Here is a 2,573-nt window from a genome sequence, read left to right on the forward strand (position 1 = left end):
GCTCGGGTAGGGGTGGGGGATGGGATGACAACAACTCAAAAAGGGGGGTTAGGTGTCCGGGAAGAGGGTGATGGAATCTCCCTCCGCCAAGGTCACGATGGCTCGCTTGGGACGGGTGCGGTAGCCCACAAAGCGGCCCACCCGCCGTTGCTTGCGCGGGAGCTTCAGGGTGTTGACGGAAGTAACTCGCACGCGGAACATTTCTTCGACGGCAGCTCGGATGAGCGGCTTGGTGGCGGTGGGCAGCACTTCAAAGACATATTTGCGCTGCTCCATCAAGGCGGTTGCCTTTTCGGTGATGACGGGGCGCAACAGGACGTCGGCCAGGATCCGCTTGCTCTCAGTCATCGCTTTCCTCCTCTGCTGGGGCTGCTTCGGCCTCTTCTACCGTTGACGGCTCTACTCCTTGAGCCAGTTCTTCTGCTGGATCTTGGGGCTCTTCGGTTTGCTCTTCTGGCCCCTGCGGATCTGCTGGACGTCCTTGGAGGGCAACTTGGTTTTCCTGGGCCTCAGGTTGGGCTGGGGTTTGCTCTGCTTCCTCGTGTTCGCTTTCTGGAACGGCCTGATCTTCCGGCCCATCTCCGGGCAGGGCCTGATCTCCGGCTAGGTCGGCCTGAGGCGCAGTCTCAGAGGGCCTCTCCAGAACTGCCGGCGCGGCGTCGGATCCCCAACGGGCCTTGAGTTGCTCTAGGGCAGAAACGGTGATCAGCACCCAATCGACGTTGAGCAGATCGAAGACGTTGATCTGATCCAGGCCAATCAGCTTAACGCGGGCGATGTTGCGCACGGCCCGCTCTACGGCTTCCGAGCGTTCGGCAACGATGAGCAGGGCCGATTGATCTTCCATCACCCCCCAGCGCAGCAAAGCCTGGGCCACGGCGCGGGTCTTGGGCGGGTTGAGCTGCTCCTGGAAATCCTCCACCACGACCAGATCTTCCACCCGACTTTGCAGAGCGGTGCGCAGGGCCAGTTGCCGTTCTTTGCGGTTCATGGCCAGGTTGTATTCCCGCTTGCGGGGGCCGAAGATCACCCCCCCTTTGCGCCAAAGTGGAGAGCGAATGGAGCCGGCACGGGCTCGACCGGTGCCTTTCTGCTTCCAAGGCTTGCGACCGCCGCCGCGCACCTCAGCTCGGGTCTTGGTGTGGGCGTTGCCCTGACGAGCATTGGTCATCTGCCGGCGCAGTGCCAGATAGAGAATGTGGGCGGCTGTTTCGGGACGAGCAACTTTGAGGCTCAGCTCCGCGCTGCCCACCGTTTCCCCTTGCCAATTTTTCACCACACAACTTGCCATGGTTTCCTCGTCTTTGCGGATGCGGGTCAGCCTTTGCCAGGGATCCCTCCTTAGCGCTTGTTGCCCACCTGCTTGGCAGGGGTGATCTCCAGCAGCCCTCCTTCTACCCCGGGCACGCAACCCTTGATCACCAACAGATCCCGCTCTGGATCCACCTGCACCAACTGCAATTTGCGGGTGGTGACTCGGCCACCTCCCAACCGCCCCGCCATGCGCATCCCCGGAAACACGCGGCCTGGGGTTGTGCCGGCGCCAATGGAACCCGGTCGGCGGTGGTTTTTGGAGCCGTGGGACATGGGGCCACGACCGAAGTGGTGGCGCTTTTGATAGCCGGCAAACCCTCGCCCGATGGAGGTACCTGCCACATCCACCAACTGGCCGGGGGAAAACATCTCGACGGTAATTTTCTGCCCCAACTGGTAGGCTTCTGGCTGGTCAACCCGGAACTCCCGCAGGTGGCGCAGCAGCTCTGTCACCCCCGCTTTGGTGAGGTGGCCCCGCTGCGCCCGCGTGAGATGCTTTTCGGCAGTGGGCAAGTAGCCCAACTGAATGGCGTTGTAGCCATCTGTGGCTTGGGTTTTGATCTGGGTCACGGTGCAAGGCCCCGCCTGCACGACAGTGACCGGAATGGCCAGCCCTTCTGGAGAGAAGATCTGGGTCATGCCGACTTTTCTTCCGAGGATGCCAAGTGCCACAAGAACCTCCAATCGAGCCTGCACGACTCGTTTTCATCAACTGAGAGCCAGCTCACTCCAACAATCGGCTAGCCGTTCGCGAAGCGGGCCGTAGGCCAATGGCTCAGTTAGCCGGATGGATAGGCATACAGCAATAGCGTGGCAGCAGGAAGCTCAAGACAAAGCTGAGTCTGCCGGCTGAGGCGAAAGAGCAAGGTAGGGATCCCCCGAGGCCAAGTTCAGCGCCGGCAACGCTGAGCCTTTTGCTTAGTTCACCCCCAAAGCTGCACGCCAAACTGCTTTTGTTGAGAGCTGCTCAGACTTACCTGCTAAAGAGGCAGTATCTGGTGTAGCAGCGCGCCGGGTCGCCAAAGCGGATGGACTCAGTTGGCAACGGAAAACAATCATAATGAAGCGAAGGCCCGTTTGTCCAGACTTTTGCTGAGAAAATGGGTTGGTTGGAGAGGCCGGAGAGGGTAAGGGCAGCTCAAGTGGAAGAAAAGAGCCATTGGCCAGGGAAGCCATCTCCCTTCCAAAGTGTAATGGGCTGGGCAGGCAGTGGGCTGACCCAGGCTTGTGTAGATCACTATCGGAGATTGTTGCAGGCA

At 60.4% G+C, this 2,573-nt stretch carries 2 protein-coding genes and 1 pseudogene; all 3 read right to left on the reverse strand.

Features of this window, described 5'->3' with window-relative positions; genetic code table 11:
* Window positions 1-48: 48 nt before the first annotated feature.
* Complete coding sequence (locus NW837_RS07870; RefSeq protein WP_414330452.1) at window positions 49-348, reverse strand: 50S ribosomal protein L23; 300 nt, start codon at window positions 346-348, stop codon at window positions 49-51.
* A 316-nt stretch (window positions 349-664) separates the two neighbouring features.
* Window positions 665-1,291, reverse strand: a pseudogene (gene rplD / locus NW837_RS07875) (50S ribosomal protein L4); the annotation flags it as partial.
* A 50-nt stretch (window positions 1,292-1,341) separates the two neighbouring features.
* Window positions 1,342-1,986, reverse strand: a complete 645-nt coding sequence (gene rplC, locus NW837_RS07880) for a 50S ribosomal protein L3 (protein ID WP_011434152.1) — start codon at window positions 1,984-1,986, stop codon at window positions 1,342-1,344.
* Window positions 1,987-2,573 lie beyond the last annotated feature (587 nt).

Source organism: Synechococcus sp. R6-10 (genome assembly GCF_047461815.1).
GTDB lineage: Bacteria > Cyanobacteriota > Cyanobacteriia > Thermostichales > Thermostichaceae > Thermostichus.

Excerpts from the sequence above, each read along its gene's own strand:
- NW837_RS07870 (WP_414330452.1), bottom strand. The coding sequence starts at position 348 with ATGACTGAGAGCAAGCGGATCCTGGCCGACGTCCTGTTGCGCCCCGTC.